The organism is Sphingomonas trueperi (assembly GCF_011927635.1).
In the GTDB taxonomy this organism is placed as follows: Bacteria; Pseudomonadota; Alphaproteobacteria; order Sphingomonadales; family Sphingomonadaceae; genus Sphingomonas; species Sphingomonas trueperi.
On the sequence record NZ_JAATJB010000015.1, the window covers coordinates 1 to 13,825 of the forward strand.

Annotated in this window: 12 protein-coding genes and 1 tRNA gene; 7 read left to right on the forward strand and 6 right to left on the reverse strand. The window is 65.4% G+C overall.

Annotation, left to right across the window (positions count from 1 at the left end; genetic code table 11):
- The coding region (locus GGR89_RS18375; protein ID WP_167713043.1) for an IS3 family transposase at window positions 1–770 on the forward strand (770 nt) is incomplete at its 5' end.
- Between the two features lie 212 nt (window positions 771–982).
- On the opposite strand, the gene GGR89_RS18380 is transcribed toward GGR89_RS18375, so the two are convergent.
- Complete coding sequence (locus GGR89_RS18380; RefSeq protein WP_125978153.1) at window positions 983–1,963, reverse strand: alpha/beta fold hydrolase; 981 nt, start codon at window positions 1,961–1,963, stop codon at window positions 983–985.
- Window positions 1,964–2,205: 242 nt separating this feature from the next.
- Here GGR89_RS18380 and GGR89_RS18385 point away from each other — a divergent pair, with 242 nt between their 5' ends.
- Together GGR89_RS18385 and GGR89_RS18390 are read left to right on the forward strand one after the other, a co-directional pair.
- Entirely contained in the window at window positions 2,206–3,081 is an 876-nt protein-coding gene (locus tag GGR89_RS18385) for an alpha/beta fold hydrolase (protein WP_125978151.1), read from the forward strand.
- Window positions 3,082–3,117: 36 nt separating this feature from the next.
- Window positions 3,118–3,414 carry a GNAT family N-acetyltransferase gene (locus tag GGR89_RS18390; protein WP_125978149.1) on the forward strand — a complete coding sequence of 99 codons (297 nt, stop codon included), beginning with the start codon at window positions 3,118–3,120 and terminating at the stop codon, window positions 3,412–3,414.
- On the opposite strand, the gene GGR89_RS18395 is transcribed toward GGR89_RS18390, so the two are convergent.
- Window positions 3,411–6,467: a sensor histidine kinase gene (locus tag GGR89_RS18395; RefSeq protein ID WP_164542727.1), complete on the reverse strand. Its 3,057-nt coding sequence runs from the start codon at window positions 6,465–6,467 to the stop codon at window positions 3,411–3,413. The two genes, GGR89_RS18390 and GGR89_RS18395, sit on opposite strands and share 4 nt — an antisense overlap.
- Before the next feature lie 237 nt (window positions 6,468–6,704).
- Here GGR89_RS18395 and GGR89_RS18400 point away from each other — a divergent pair, with 237 nt between their 5' ends.
- The gene (locus GGR89_RS18400) at window positions 6,705–7,085 is read left to right on the forward strand and encodes a winged helix-turn-helix domain-containing protein (protein WP_125978145.1); all 381 of its coding nucleotides are present in this window, start codon (window positions 6,705–6,707) and stop codon (window positions 7,083–7,085) included.
- 17 nt (window positions 7,086–7,102) lie between these two features.
- Here GGR89_RS18400 and GGR89_RS18405 read toward each other — a convergent pair whose 3' ends face one another.
- Window positions 7,103–7,720: a response regulator gene (locus GGR89_RS18405; protein WP_241213611.1), complete on the reverse strand. Its 618-nt coding sequence runs from the start codon at window positions 7,718–7,720 to the stop codon at window positions 7,103–7,105.
- Window positions 7,721–8,028: 308 nt separating this feature from the next.
- On the opposite strand from GGR89_RS18405, the gene GGR89_RS18410 reads away from it, so the two are divergent.
- The 3 genes from GGR89_RS18410 (at window position 8,029) to GGR89_RS18420 (ending at window position 10,294) form a co-directional block, all read left to right on the forward strand.
- Window positions 8,029–8,712 carry an isochorismatase family protein gene (locus GGR89_RS18410; protein ID WP_125978141.1) on the forward strand — a complete coding sequence of 228 codons (684 nt, stop codon included), beginning with the start codon at window positions 8,029–8,031 and terminating at the stop codon, window positions 8,710–8,712.
- Window positions 8,713–8,735: 23 nt separating this feature from the next.
- Window positions 8,736–9,359: a pyridoxamine 5'-phosphate oxidase family protein gene (locus GGR89_RS18415; protein ID WP_125978139.1), complete on the forward strand. Its 624-nt coding sequence runs from the start codon at window positions 8,736–8,738 to the stop codon at window positions 9,357–9,359.
- Between the two features lie 68 nt (window positions 9,360–9,427).
- Complete coding sequence (locus GGR89_RS18420; RefSeq protein ID WP_125978137.1) at window positions 9,428–10,294, forward strand: alpha/beta hydrolase; 867 nt, start codon at window positions 9,428–9,430, stop codon at window positions 10,292–10,294.
- A 195-nt stretch (window positions 10,295–10,489) separates the two neighbouring features.
- Here the strand turns inward: GGR89_RS18420 and GGR89_RS18425 are convergent.
- From GGR89_RS18425 to gyrA, 3 genes are all read right to left on the reverse strand, one after another.
- Window positions 10,490–10,565: transfer RNA gene (locus tag GGR89_RS18425), tRNA-Glu, on the reverse strand.
- Between the two features lie 68 nt (window positions 10,566–10,633).
- Window positions 10,634–10,987 (reverse strand): DUF952 domain-containing protein, encoded by a 354-nt coding sequence (locus GGR89_RS18430; RefSeq protein WP_125978135.1) that lies wholly within the window; start codon window positions 10,985–10,987, stop codon window positions 10,634–10,636.
- Between the two features lie 3 nt (window positions 10,988–10,990).
- The gene (gene gyrA, locus GGR89_RS18435) at window positions 10,991–13,735 is read right to left on the reverse strand and encodes a DNA gyrase subunit A (protein ID WP_125978133.1); all 2,745 of its coding nucleotides are present in this window, start codon (window positions 13,733–13,735) and stop codon (window positions 10,991–10,993) included.
- Window positions 13,736–13,825 lie beyond the last annotated feature (90 nt).

Genomic DNA, 13,825 nt, shown 5'->3' on the forward strand with positions numbered 1-13,825 from the left:
TCAATCGGTCGGCGTGGCAATATGAGCCGCTTCGCGGGAAGGACGATGCTGTCCGCGAGCGGATGCGCGAGCTCGCGAACGAGCGTCGTCGGTTCGGCTACCGTCGGCTGGCGATACTGCTGCGACGTGAGGGCAAGGGCATGAACCTGAAGAAGGTGTACCGGCTGTATCGCGAGGAGCGGCTAACGGTGCGCAAGCGTGGCGGCCGCAAGCGGGCGCTCGGCACGCGGGCACCGATGGCGATTCCCCAAGAACCCAACCAGCGCTGGTCACTCGACTTCGTGTCGGACGCGTTGGCCTGCGGCCGGCGGTTCCGCATGCTGAACGTCATCGACGATTACAGCCGGGAATGTCTGGCCTGTATCGTCGACACGTCGCTGTCGGGCCGGCGGGTCGTTCGTGAACTAAGCGCTATCGCCGAACGTCGCGGGCTGCCGTGCATGGTGGTCAGCGACAACGGTACCGAATTGACCAGTCACGCCGTCCTTGCCTGGTGCCAGGACACCGGGGTCGAGTGGCATTACATCGCGCCGGGCAAGCCGCAGCAGAACGGCTTCGTCGAAAGCTTTAATGGTCGCTTGCGCGACGAGTGCCTGAACGAGCACCTGTTCCCATCGCTGGCCGCAGCAAGACGGATCATCGAGGCATGGCGGACGGACTACAACACCGTGCGTCCACACAGCAGCCTTGGCGGATTGGCACCCGCCGAGTTTACGAGCCGCCCCCGCCAAGGGCATAGGGACACCGAAGCTAACTTATCGGCGGCCTGAAAACGGGGAGCAGGTCAACCCGTTCCGGCATTCAATACTCCATTTTCACATTGCCGTTCGGGTAATTTCCGACCGGCTTCTGCGCTATATCGCCAGTGGATGTGTTTGCGGCCGATGTGGCGGCGTACTTTACCATAATCAACCGGCTGAACATGCGGTGCGATACTGTGCAGCCCGCGACGCGCTGGGTGTCGCGGGTACGGCAACGTCGGTCATTTGGTGAGATTGCGATCCAGGAAGCTCCGGATCAGCGGCGCCATCATGTCCAGCCGGTCTTCCAGCGCGAAATGCCCCGAATCAAGAATGTGGATCTCTGCCTTGGGGATATCCCGAAGATAGGGATGCGCGCCTTCCTCTGGAAAGATCTTGTCGTTCTTGCCCCAGACGATCAGCGTCGGTGGCCGGCGCGTGCGGAAGAATTCCTGGAATTGCGGATATAGCGGCACGTTCGAGCCATAATCGCCGAGCATGTCGAGCTGGACGTCGCGGTTGCCGGGGCGATCGAGCAGCGCCTGATCGTGCACCCAGTTGTCCGGGCTGATCCGGGATACGTCGCCCATGCCGTCGGTATATTGGAACCTGGTAATGTCGAACGTGACGAGATTGTTCAGCGCGTCGCGGTTCTTCTGCGAACGGTCGCGCCAATAGACCTTGATCGGATCCCAGAAGGGCGATTGCAGCCCCTCGTCATAGGCGTTGCCGTTCTGGACGATCAGGCCGCTCACCCGCTCCGGGTGCTTGAGCGCGAGCCGGTAGCCGATCGGCGCGCCGTAATCCATCACGTACATGGTGTAGCGCTTGGCGCCGAGCTGGGTCACCAGCTTGTCGACGATATCCGCCTGGTTGGCGAAGGTGTAGGCAAACTTGGTGTGATCGGGCGCGTCGCTCTGGCCGTATCCCGGATAGTCTGGCGCGATCACGCGATATTTGCCCGCGAGCAGCGGGATCAGGTTGCGGAACATGTGCGACGAGGTGGGGAAGCCGTGCAGCAGCAGGACCACCGGGCCGTCGGCAGGGCCGGCCTCGCGGTAGAACACCTTCACCCCGTCGACCGTGACGGTGCGATAGTGGATCACCGGGACGCTGATGCTCGGCGCAGGCGGCTGGGGCGCGGCTTCGGGGAAGGCGAATGCCGCGGGAGCGGCAGCGATCGTAGCGGCGGCAAGCGCCCCCCTAATCAGAAGTTGTTTCATGTTTAGTCTCCTTGCGAGTTAGAAGTGCGCGTCGGCTCCCGCAAGAAGTAGCCAGGTCGAGCGTAAGCTGGTGTCGCTTGTGGTAAAATTCCGTGAAGCGTGATGCCGGAAGCTTGGCGCGCAATCGCCCGGGTGCCGCATCGTTGAACCCGAATATACGAGGATTTACTTGTGTCTTGCCGATGGGGGGCGAAGGTGGGAGCTAGCCCGGCAGCGCCGCGGCGTTCCGACATGAGGTATCGATGCAGCGTCCGTCCGAGCATCTTGAGACGTCCGTCCACCGGATCGAGGCGGCCGGGGTATCCATATTCTACCGAGCGGCCGGCGATCCCCGAAATCCGGTGATCCTGCTGCTGCACGGCTTTCCGAGCTCGTCGCATCAGTTCCGCGCGTTCATGCCCCGCCTGGCCGATCGGTTCCATGTGATTGCGCCGGACCTGCCCGGTTTCGGCTTCACCGAAGTACCCGACGACTTCGTGTACAGCTTCGACAGCCTCGCGGAGACGATCGGTGCCTTTTGCGACGTGCTCGGCCTGAGGCAGTACGCGCTGTACCTGTTCGATTACGGCGCGCCGGTTGGGTTCCGCCTCGCCCCGCAGCGGCCGGACGCGATCCGCGCGATCGTGTCGCAGAACGGCAACGCCTATGAAGAAGGCATGAGCGAAGGCTGGGCGCCGACCCGCGCCTATTGGGCAGATCCTTCGCCTGCCAACCGCGACGCGATGCGGAGCATGTTCACACTGGAGACCACGCGCTGGCAATATACCCACGGCGCGCCGGATCCGGCCCGGGTCGCCCCCGAAGGCTATTGGCTCGATGCCGCGCTGCTGGCGCGCCCGGGCCAGGACCAGATCCAGCTGGACCTGATCGCCGATTATGCGCGCAATGTCGCGTTGTACCCGCGCATCCATACCTATCTGCGCGAGCGGCAGCCACCCTTGCTGGCGGTGTGGGGGGCGAATGACCCGTTCTTCCTGCCCGCGGGTGCGAAGGCCTTTCGGCGCGACCTGCCCGAAGCCGAGGTGCACCTGCTCGATGCAGGTCATTTCGCGCTGGAGACGCACGCAGGCGTGATCGCCGATCATATGTGCGACTTTCTCCAGCGCCATCTGCGCTAGGGAGCTGCGTCACATCCGACGATAAGAGGAGAGACGATGCAAGCAGACAGCGAGGTTCGGAACAACCTGAACGCAAGCCGCTACGAACTGGCCACCGCCAAGGGAATCGCCTTTTCGGAGTATCGGCGTCACGACGACGTCGTCGTTTTCACCCACACGGTCGTACCCAAGGCACTCGAAGGGCAGGGGATCGCCAGCCGCCTGATCGCCGGGGCGCTGGCGGACGTCCGCGCGCAGCGATTGCGGATCGCGTCGCGCTGTCCATTCGTCAGCGCCTATCTGCAGCGCCATCCCGAAGCGCGGGATCTTCTGGCCGAGTCCTCGCCTGTCTAGTCGATGGTGATGTGGCGGGAGGCGGCGAGCCGCCGCCACAGCCGGGCGTTGAACAGACGCGGCAGCCTGTCCCGCCACGCCGACCACCGCGATCCGCCGCGACGGGCATAGGCGACATGCGCCGGGATCGTGAGCACCAGCTCCGTTCCGCCGACTGCAAGCGCGCGAATGGCGAGGGTGCCGCGGAGTTTCCTCGCGCGTTCGTGCATCCCTTGCAGCCCATAGTGTCCTGCCTTCCCCCCGCGCTCGAGGATCGCCGCAGGGATCCCTGCACCGTCGTCGGAAAGCCGGATCGTGAGAGGTCGGGCAAAACGGATCTCGATGCGCAACTGGGTCGCCTTCGCGTGCTGGCGGACATTCGCAATCGCTTCGCCGGCGATGCGCACAATTTCGTCCAGCGCAACCGGGGCGAGTGGGCGGGTATCCCCTATCGCCTGGATCCGGACACCCGTTGCAGGATCGAAGCCCTGTTCGGCCACGATCTCGGCGAGGATCTCCACGATACCCTCAGGATCGAGCTGGGTGCGCAGGTCGCGCACGCGGTCGCGCCCCTCCGATATCGCCCGGTCGGCACGGTTCAGGGCGCTCTCCAGCCTGGCGCGTTCCGGCGCATCTCGGGGCAAATCCTCCACCGCCACCTGCACATGCAGCGTGAGGGTCTGGACCGATTGCAGCAGCGTGTCGTGCAGCTCGCGGGCGATGCGTTCGCGCTCGCCCATCCGTTCGGCCATGCGCGCGCGAATGCGGTGGGCGGCTGCACGCAGACGAAGGCGGTAGAGCAGCCCCAGTATCAGCAGCGCGGCCAAGCCGCAGAGCAGCCGGAAGGTCCAACTCTGGACGAAGGTGGGCGGGATCGTGAACGCCAGGGTCGCGCCCTGCCGGTTCCAAACGCCGTCCTCGTTCGCCGCCATCAGGCGGAAACGATAGCTGCCCGGCGTGAGCCCGGTATAGAAGGCCTCGCGCCGCGTGCCCGCGTCCACCCAGCCGTCGTCGATTCCCTCCAGCTGGTAGCGGAATTGCACGCGCGAAGGCACGGCCAGGCTTGTCGCGGTATAGGCGATCTGGAGGTTTGAAGTGCCCTTCGGCAGCAGAATAGGCGCCTCACCCAAATAGGAGCGTCCTCCAGATGTCAGCGACTTGATGATCACCGGCGGTGGCAGCCGATTGAAGAACAGCTGTGTCGGGTCGATCCAGGCGACACCGACCCTGGTGAGAAACCAGAGGCGTCCATCCTCAGCTTCGAAGGCTGTCTGCGACCAGGAGTCCTGCTGGGCCACGCCGGGCATGCCATCGTCGCGATCGAACACACGCGCCTTGATCGGACGGGTGGCATGCGCGAACGCCACCTCGAGGTCCGACCGAGCGACCTTGACCACACCGCGGGCGGTGTTGAGCCAAAGGTCACCCGAGGCGGTTTCGACAATCCCGGCGGTCCGGCTCAGGAAGGGATGTACATCGGATCGCAGGGTAACGAAGCGCCTGCCGTCGAACCGCGCCAGACCGAAATCGCCCCCCGCATAGACATGGTTTCCCCGGACGGCGATGACCACGACCGTACCCAGCGCCAGATCCTTGCGCGCAGAGAATCCACGCCGCCTCGTCCCCTCGATCAGCTCGATACGGTCCCCTTCGGCGATCCAGGTACGGCCGGCGCCGTCGCGCAGGATCTGCGTCGGCGGATTGCCTGTCGTCGCGAGCAGCGGCTCGGGCACCCACCTATCACCCTTCCGGCAAAAAGCGCCGTTGGCCGACGAGACGCAGATCCGGCCGGGCCTTTCCTCAACGAGCGCAAATGGCGTCGGTCGGCGCCAGGGCAGCGGCACATCGCGCACGCTCGTGCCCGACCAGATGCCAAGCGTCCGATCGGTGCCGATCCAGACGCGTGCGAGCGCATCGGTGTGCAGGATCAGCGGGCGCCTGGGAAGCCGGGCCAGCTTCCGCGCGACACGCCCCGGACTTGCAAGAAACAGCGCCTCGTTGGTCGTCACGAACATCGCGCCTGCTGGACCCGGCGCAATCCGGAAGCCGTTGCGCGAGTCGGTCGGCAGCCCGAGGGCCACCACCGCGCTGGTCTCTCGAAATTGATCGAGTCCGAGATTGGTCCCCACCCAGATATTGCCTTCGCGGTCCTTCAGGATGGGATTGGCGAGGTTGGAGGTAAGGCCGCGCTCCAAACCGAACCGTTCGCGCAGGCCGTTGGGGAGAAGCGCGCCGTCGACCCAGTCAAGACCGAGACGAAAGACACCGCCGCTGCCATAGGTGCCCCAAAGTCCGTCGCGTCGATCGAAGAATATGCTTTCCGCGCGGGGATTGGCCGTCATCGGCGGCTGCACCCATGTCTGGGGCGCGCCGGCTGCGGATCCTGCAATGCGCTGGAGGCCGGGGCGGGTGCCCGTGCTCAGCCAGATCGCGCCATCGGGTGCCTGGCGCAACTGCGGTCTCTCTGATGCGGAAGCCGACACCCGCGCGAAGCGCGCGGCGCCGGGACGCAGCACCGCCAACTCGCCGCCCACGGCGATCCATACGGACCCGTCCATGCCGGCCACAACACTGGTCGCGGCACCTGCGGCCACGCCGTGGCGGCGGTCCAGCACCTCCCATCTGCCCCCGCGGAAGCGCGCAACGCCGCCGCGATTGTCTTCGCCGAAGACCGCCCAGATCACCCCTGCGCGGTCTTCGGCCAGTGCCAGCACTGGAACCGACGAGATACCAAGGTCGAACGTAGCCAGATGCCCGGCGCGGAGCCGCGCTACCGCCCCGGATGCAAAGCCGATCCAGAGATCCCCGGTGCGGGTGGCGAGCAGAGAGTTTACGTTGAGCGAAGGGAGATGCTCTCCCTGCATCGGACGGAATCTCTCGAAGCGCGCGCCGTCGAAGCGATACAGCCCGCTCCCCGTGCCCAGCCAGAGATAGCCGTCGCGCGATTGGGCGAGTGCCCAGATCTCCGGTGGGGCGCCATCGCGTACCGTCCAGGCGGTATGCCGCAGTTGCTGTAGACTGCGCGGTGCGCCCGCTGCGCAGGCGTCGCCGGTGCTCCACAGCGGGGCCAGCATGGCCAGGACCCAGTATTTCGCAGCGCATGGCATGCGCTGTATCTCGTCGAAAGCGGCCCTCGTGTCACGGGGCGCGACGGCGCGCTGCCGTGTCGATCACCCAAATGGGTGAAGCGGGGAGACCCGGGGGTAGGGTGCCGCTGGAACGCCATCGGCATAGTCTCCGGGGCACCACCCCGTCGCGCTGGCGCAGAGCGTCAGGTCCGTCGGAAACGGTGCAACCAGGAGGTCGTCACCATGCCGTCAACTTCTCTGTCGGTGCCCGCACCGTTACCGGCCTATCAGGCGCCCCTGGTGCGGGCGATCGAGCGGTGCTTCCGCTTCGGCCCCTTCGTTCTGAAGCCCGGCCGGCAACTGCTGCTCAAGCATGGCGTGCCGGTCAAGATTGGCGCCCGCGCGCTCGACATTCTCACCGTGCTTGCCGAGCGGCCGGGGGAGGTCGTCAGCAAGCGCGAACTGCGCGCCCGCACCTGGCCCGACACCTTCGTCGGTGACGGCAATCTCAAGGTGCATGTCGCCAGCCTGCGCAAGGTGCTGGGCGAGGTGGTGGAGGCGCCGAGCTACATCGCCACCGTCACCGGCCGCGGCTATCGCTTCATCGCCGACGTGCAGGACTGAGCGCAGCTCGCGGCGCGTCAGCGGTGAAAGAAGCCGCGCCGGATTGCGACCGTGACGGCATGGGTGCGATCATCCACGCCCAGCTTCGCGAAGATGTTCTTGAGGTGCGACTTGATCGTGTCCGGCGAGACATCGAGGTTGCGGGCGATCTGCTTGTTGGGATGTCCCTCGGCGACCATGCCGAGAATTGCCATCTCGCGGTCGGTCAGCGGTTCGTCGAGGGCATGTTCGGCCACGGCGTGGCTGATCTCCGCGCTCATCGCGCGACGGCCGGCATCGACGGCGCGGATCGCGTCCAGCAACTCGGTGCGCAGGCAGCTCTTCAGCAGATAGCCTGCCGCGCCGGCACGGATTGCGCGGACCGCCTGCGCGTCTCCCGAATAGGTGGTGAGCACCAGGATCCGCGCCTTGGGGCACAGTTCCAGGATCGCGCCGATCGCATCGACGCCGTCCATATCGGGCATCTGGAGGTCCATCAGCGTCACGTCCGGCGCGAGCGCGCGGAACATGGCAACGGCCTCGGCGCCGTTCGCCGCTTCGCCGGCAATCTCCATGTCAGGCTGGCGTGCGACCAGAGCGGCCACGCCATCGCGGACCGTTGCGTGATCGTCGACCGTCAGCACCCGTATCGTCACGCTTCCTTGATCCCCTGGTGGCGCTCCTCCCATCCCCGGATGTCGCCACCTTCCCTGATGTCCCCAATAGCGCAGCCTAGCTCTGCCGCATCTCATTTTCCACGCCCCGCCCGCGGCCGGCGCGCGAGCGCAGCTCCTATCCACCAAGATGTCTGCGGTGTCTGCCGGACGATGCCTGTACTTAACCGCATCTTACCGCAGCTGACCAGAGCGTCGCGCCGATGTCGCGTACAACCCCGCATGTACTTTCGACCGAACCCTTCCAGGCCGCTGCCGGGGCGCAGAGGCAAACCTACAGGACTATGCTCATGCCCACGTCGCTTGCCTCCAAATCCAGCGTTCTTGCCAGCGGCGGCGGTACCATGCTGATGGACCCCGCCGATACGGTGATCCTGCTGCTCGATCACCAGTCGGGTCTGTTCCAGACGGTGAAGGACATTCCCGTGGCCGATCTCCGCCGCAACGTCGAGATGATCGCCCGGCTGGCGACCTTGCTGGAGATTCCGGTCATCACCACCGCTTCCGAACCGGCCGGGTCCAACGGGCCGCTGATGCCGGAAATTGCCTTGCATGCCCCGCATGCCGTCTATGTGCCGCGCAAGGGCGAGGTGAACGCCTGGGACAATGACGATTTCGTCGCGACGGTCCGCCATACCGGGCGCAAGACGCTGGTTATGGCAGGCGTGTGGACCAGCGTGTGCGTGATGTTCCCGGCGCTCGACGCACGGGCGGCGGGGTTCGAGGTCTATGCGGTGCTCGACGCGTCGGGCGATCCGAGCGAGATGGTCTCGCAGATTTCGCTCGCACGCTTCGTCCAGGGCGGCGTGAAGCCGACCTCGACCAATGCGCTGCTCTCGGAACTCCACCGTACTTGGGCGCGTCCCGAAGCCGCCGAGCTGGCCACGCTCTACGGTCTGGCCGCGCCGAATTATGCGGCGGTGATCGAGAGTTATGTGCGTGCCCAGCAGGCGGCGCGAGACGCGATCGCATAGGTAAGCGGACGAGGGAGGGCGCTGTGCCATACGGCTTCATGGACGTGGCCCGCACGCCGGGCGTGGCTGCCGTACAGGCGGAAATGGGGGCGGATGACGTTTGGACATCGTTCAAAGGCCACCGCGCCTTCGATCACTTCACCGCCGACGAAGCTACGTTCCTCGCGCAACGCGACAGTTTCTACATCGCGTCGGTATCGGAAACCGGCTGGCCCTATGTGCAGCATCGCGGCGGGCCACCCGGCTTCCTGAAAATGCTCGATCCGCAGACGCTCGCTTTCGCCGATTACCGGGGCAATCGGCAATATATCAGTACCGGCAATTTCCGGGCGAATGATCGGGCGTGCCTGATCCTGATGGATTATGCCCGGCGCGCCCGGCTGAAGATGTACGTGCATGTCGAGACGCTTGCACCTGCTGCCGATCCGGCGATGGCGGAGCGCGTGACCGATCCCGGGTATCGGGCGTCTGTCGAGCGGATCTTCCGCTTGCGGCTGGTCGCCTTCGACTGGAACTGCCCGCAGCATATCGTGCCGCGATTCAGCGAGCGCGAGATCGCGACAGCAGTTCAGCCACTGCACGACCGGCTGGCAGCGCTGGAGCGGGAAAATGCCGAACTGCGCCGCCAACTGGCCGGACGTGATTGATCCCGCGTCAAATCGTCCTTCGGGAAGGTACCCTTCCTCTGACGAACTGCGCTTGAAGGAGTTGGACCATGTCCGCGAGCGCCTTCCCCGTAATTCCTGAAGAGATTACCCTTTCGGTCGGCCAGGTGTCGATTTTCGTCCGCAGCTGGCGTCCTTCTTCGTCTCCGCGCGCGATCGTTACGATTTGCCATGGGTTCAATGCACATGGTGGCCACTATCAGTGGGTTGCAGAGCAACTCGTGGCGGCGGGCTTGGTCGTCTATGCGCTGGACCTGCGCGGACGCGGCCGATCGAGCGGGCCGCGCTTCATCGTCGAGCGCTTCGACGACTATGTTGCGGACATCGCTGCTATGATCGCGCTTGCCCGACGACGCGATCAGGATCTGCCGTTGTACCTGCTAGGGCATAGCGCAGGTGGCGTGGCAGCCTGCCTCTACGCGATCGAGCACCCGTTCGGTCTGCAGGGGCTGATTTGCGAAAGCTTCGCCTTCCGGCTGCCTGCGCCCGGCTTTGCGTTGGCCTGTCTCAAGCTGTTCAGCCGCTTCGCACCCCGAGCCCGCGTGCTCAGGCTCAAAAACGAGGATTTTTCGCGCGATCCCGGTCGAGTGGGCTTCCTGAATACCGATCCTTTGATTGCCAGGGAGACGCAGCCCGCCGTCACGGTGGCGGCACTGATTCGGGCGGGGGAACGACTCAAACGCGAATTTTCGCAATTAACCACGCCGGTTTTGATCCTCCACGGAACCGCTGACCGGGCGACGCGACCTGATGGTAGCCAGCTATTCCATGAGGCCGCAGCATCAAAAGATAAGAGGCTGGGCTTCTACGAAGGCGGGTTTCACGACCTTCTGGCAGATTTCGGAAAAGAGACGGTCCTCGGAGATATAGCGTTGTGGATCGAGGAGCGCCTGCCAACTGCCTCCGCCAAAACGTGAGCAACGAATGCCCAGACCCGCTCAAGGCCTTGTCCGCCTTGGAGGTATTTGGAAACCGGCTGAATGGCTACCGGCATGTTGGGCGTCCTAGAACAATCCGTGAAAGTCCGCCGATTTCCAGCTACGGTTTTGCAGTAAATTTGCAGTAAGTTGCACGCTCGTGCAGCCGTTCAGCAGCTAAGCCTTTGAAAAGGCTGGTGACCCCTACGGGACTCGAACCCGTGTTTTCGCCGTGAGAGGGCGACGTCCTAGACCGCTAGACGAAGGGGCCATTGCTTGGCGGAGGCGGCCAATTACGTTCCGGGGCCGGCGCCGTCAAGCGATGTTTTTACACTTTTCTCAGCCCGCCACCGGCAGGCGCAGGCTGCCGTCCGGCTCGTACGCGACTTCGCTGTACGCCGTCACCGCGTCGAGCGGCAGCGGGCCGTAGATGTGGGGGAAGAGCTGGCCGCCGCGCGAGGGTTCCCAGCGCACCGTGTCGCCCAGTGCGGCCAGATCCACCGCAGCGAGCCACAGATCCGCTTGGCCCGCGAAATGCTTCTCCAGCGTCTCCTGCGCCTGCTCGGCGGTGGAGAGGTGGATATAGCCGTCAGCCAAGTCGATCGGCGCGCCCAGGAAGACACGTTCGTGCTCGAGCGTGTCCATCTGGTCCTGCGTCAGGATTTTGTAGGCGGTGAGGGGCATGTCGACCATGGCTCAGGCCTCGCCGCCGTCGGCGAGGTCTTCGCCCGGCACCGCATCCGGCGTCGCTTCGCCTGTCACGGCGCCGTCGCCCAGGTTCATCTCGGCTTCGTCCTCGCTCTCCTCGATGCGTGCCGCCGAGACAACATGCTCGTTCGCCGCGACGTTGAACAGCCGCACGCCCGCCGAGTTCCGGCCGATCACGCGCAGATCGCCGAGCGACATGCGGATCATCTTGGCCTGATCGGTGACCAGCATCAGCTGATGCCCCTTGGTCGCCGGGAAGCTCGCCACCACCGGCCCGTTGCGGCCGATATTGTCGATGTTGGTGATGCCCTGGCCGCCGCGCCCGGTGCGGCGATACTCATAGGCCGAGCTGAGCTTGCCATAGCCATTGGCGCAGACGGTGAGGATGAACTGCTCGCGCGCCTTCATCTCCTCGTACTTCTCGGGCGCAAGCTCGCACTCGCCCTCGCGCTCGCCCTTCCAGGGGGCGAAGCGGAGATAGGTGTCGCGCTCTTCCTGGCTGGCGCCCGAGCGATGCAGGATCGACAGCGACATCACCTGGTCGCCATCGGCCAGCCGCATGCCGCGCACGCCGGTGGAGGCGCGGCTCTGGAAGGCGCGGACATCCTCGCCCGGGAAGCGGATTGCCTTGCCGGCGCGGGTGGCCAGCAGCACGTCGTCGCCTTCGCCCAGCAGCGCGACGCCGATCAGGCGGTCGTCCTCGTCCTCGCCTTCGAACTTCATCGCGATCTTGCCGTTCGAGGGCACGTTGGTGAACAGGTCCATGCTGTTCCGGCGAACGTTGCCCTTGGCGGTGGCGAACATCACGTGGAGGTTCGCCCACTCGTCCTCGTCCTCCGGCAGCGGGAGCACGGTGGAGATGGTCTCGCCATTGGCGAGCGGCAGCAGGTTAATCATCGGCCGGCCGCGGGTGGCGGGGCCGCCCTCGGGCAGGCGCCACACCTTCATGCGGTAGACGCGGCCGAGGGTGGAGAAGAACAGCACCGGGGTGTGCGTCGAGGTGACGAACAATTCGGTGATCGCGTCCTCGTCCTTGGTCGCCATGCCGGCGCGGCCCTTGCCGCCGCGCGCCTGGGCGCGGAAGGCATCGAGCGGGGTGCGCTTGATATAGCCCTGGACGGTCACGGTCACGACCATGTCCTCGCGCTCGATCAGGTCCTCGTCGTCGATGCCGTCGGCGGCAGCGGCGATCTCGGTCTTGCGCGGCGTGGCATAGGTGTCGCGGATCAGCACCAGCTCGCCGCGCAGCACTTCATACAACTTCGCACGATTGCCGAGGATCTCGAGCAGTTCGGCGATCGAATCGGCGAGTTCCTTGAGCTCGTCGCCGATCTCGTCGCGGCCGAGCGCGGTGAGGCGGTGGAGGCGCAGGTCGAGGATCGCGCGGACCTGGGTGTCGGACAGGCGATAGCTGTCGCCGGTCACCTCGGTGTCCACCGCCTCGACGAGGCGGATATAGGGTGCGATCTCGGCGATCGGCCATTCGCGGGCGAGCAGTGCTTCGCGCGCGGCCGCCGGGCTGGACGAACCGCGGATGATCTTCACCATCTCGTCGAGGTTGCTGACCGCGATCACCAGGCCGAGCAAGATGTGCGCACGGTCGCGCGCCTTGGCCAGCTCGAACTTCGAGCGGCGGGTGATGACCTCCTCGCGAAACTTGACGAAGGCCTCGATGATGTCGCGCAGGTTGAGCAGTTCCGGGCGGCCGCCGCGGATCGCGAGCATGTTGGCCGGGAAGCTCGATTGCGCCGGCGTGTTCCGCCAGATCTGGTTGAGCACCACCTCGGGCGTCGCGTCGCGGCGCAGGTCGATGACGATGCGCACGCCCTCGCGCGAGCTTTCGTCGCGAATGTCGGAGACGCCTTCGATCCGCTTTTCCTTGGCGGCCTCGGCGATCTTCTCGACCAGCGCGTTCTTGCCCTGCTGGTAGGGGATTTCGGTGAGCACGATCGAGCGGCGCTCGCCGCGCTGTTCGAACTCGTGGCGCGAGCGCACCAGGATCGAACCGCGGCCGGTCTGATAGGCCGAGCGGCAGCCCGAGCGGCCGAGGATCACGGCGCCGGTCGGAAAGTCGGGGCCCGGCACCAGCTCCATCAGCTCTTCGAGCGTGACCGCGCCGTTATCGATATAGGCGAGGCAGGCGTTGATCACTTCGCCGAGATTGTGCGGCGGAATGTTGGTCGCCATGCCGACGGCGATGCCGCCCGCGCCGTTGACCAGCAGGTTCGGGAAGCGGGCAGGGAGGACCGACGGCTCGCTTTCCGAGCCGTCATAGTTCGGCACGAAGTCGACCGTGTCCTTCTCGATATCGTCGAGCAGCGCCGTCGCCACGCGGGCGAGGCGCGCTTCGGTGTAGCGCATCGCGGCGGGCGGATCGGGGTCCATCGAGCCGAAATTGCCTTGGCCATCGATTAGCGGCACGCGCATCGCCCAGTCCTGCGCCATGCGGGCCATCGCGTCGTAGATCGAGCTGTCGCCGTGCGGGTGATATTTACCCATCACGTCACCGACCAGGCGGGCGGACTTGCGGTAGGGCCGTCCGGCGACATAGCCGCCTTCCTGGGCGGCATAGAGGATGCGGCGGTGGACGGGCTTCAGGCCGTCGCGAACGTCAGGCAGGGCGCGCGCCACGATCACGCTCATCGCGTAATCGAGGTACGAGGTCTTCATCTCGTCGACGATCGAGATCGGGGTAATGTCGGAAGGGTCGGCGAGCAGGGTCTCGTCGGTCAATGCAACAGACTTTCGGGTTTTTGTTACGCTGCGATGGCTCTAGCCGTCCGCATGCCTCCTGCCAACCCCGCGCCCGCGCGTACGTGCGCG

Excerpts from the sequence above, each read along its gene's own strand:
- GGR89_RS18380 (WP_125978153.1), bottom strand. The coding sequence starts at position 1,963 with ATGAAACAACTTCTGATTAGGGGGGCGCTTGCCGCCGCTACGATCGCT.
- GGR89_RS18385 (WP_125978151.1), top strand. The coding sequence starts at position 2,206 with ATGCAGCGTCCGTCCGAGCATCTTGAGACGTCCGTCCACCGGATCGAG.
- GGR89_RS18390 (WP_125978149.1), top strand. The coding sequence starts at position 3,118 with ATGCAAGCAGACAGCGAGGTTCGGAACAACCTGAACGCAAGCCGCTAC.
- GGR89_RS18395 (WP_164542727.1), bottom strand. The coding sequence starts at position 6,467 with ATGCTGGCCCCGCTGTGGAGCACCGGCGACGCCTGCGCAGCGGGCGCA.
- GGR89_RS18400 (WP_125978145.1), top strand. The coding sequence starts at position 6,705 with ATGCCGTCAACTTCTCTGTCGGTGCCCGCACCGTTACCGGCCTATCAG.
- GGR89_RS18410 (WP_125978141.1), top strand. The coding sequence starts at position 8,029 with ATGCCCACGTCGCTTGCCTCCAAATCCAGCGTTCTTGCCAGCGGCGGC.
- GGR89_RS18420 (WP_125978137.1), top strand. The coding sequence starts at position 9,428 with ATGTCCGCGAGCGCCTTCCCCGTAATTCCTGAAGAGATTACCCTTTCG.
- GGR89_RS18430 (WP_125978135.1), bottom strand. The coding sequence starts at position 10,987 with ATGGTCGACATGCCCCTCACCGCCTACAAAATCCTGACGCAGGACCAG.